At 70.0% G+C, this 277-nt stretch carries 1 protein-coding gene; it reads right to left on the bottom strand.

Going from position 1 to position 277, the window contains the following annotated elements:
- Positions 1-277 (bottom strand): hypothetical protein (locus tag CVH10_RS19955; RefSeq protein ID WP_219924880.1); only part of this gene is annotated, 277 nt, incomplete at both ends.

Raw genomic sequence — 277 nt, 5'->3', positions numbered from 1 at the left:
CCTCGATCTCGCCGCTGAGTTCCAGCCACTCCTCCTCGGCAGCCTCCAGGGCCGTTGCCGCGTCCGAGCGCATCTTCATCAGTTCGCCGGCCTTGGCCGGGTTGGCCTGGAAGGCGGTGCCGTCGGCCAAAGCCGCGTCGATCTTGGCCATGGCGTCTGCGAGCTTCTTCATCCGCCCCTCGACGCCCTCGAGCTTCTTGCGCAAGGGGGCAAGCGCCACGCGGCGATCGGCGTTGGAGCGGCGCTCCACCGCCTTGGCGCCGCCGGTCGATTCCGC

The organism is Halomonas sp. ND22Bw, from assembly GCF_003011945.1.
GTDB classification, from domain to species: Bacteria; Pseudomonadota; Gammaproteobacteria; order Pseudomonadales; family Halomonadaceae; genus Halomonas; species Halomonas halophila.
This window is presented reverse-complemented; position numbering and strand designations above follow the sequence as displayed.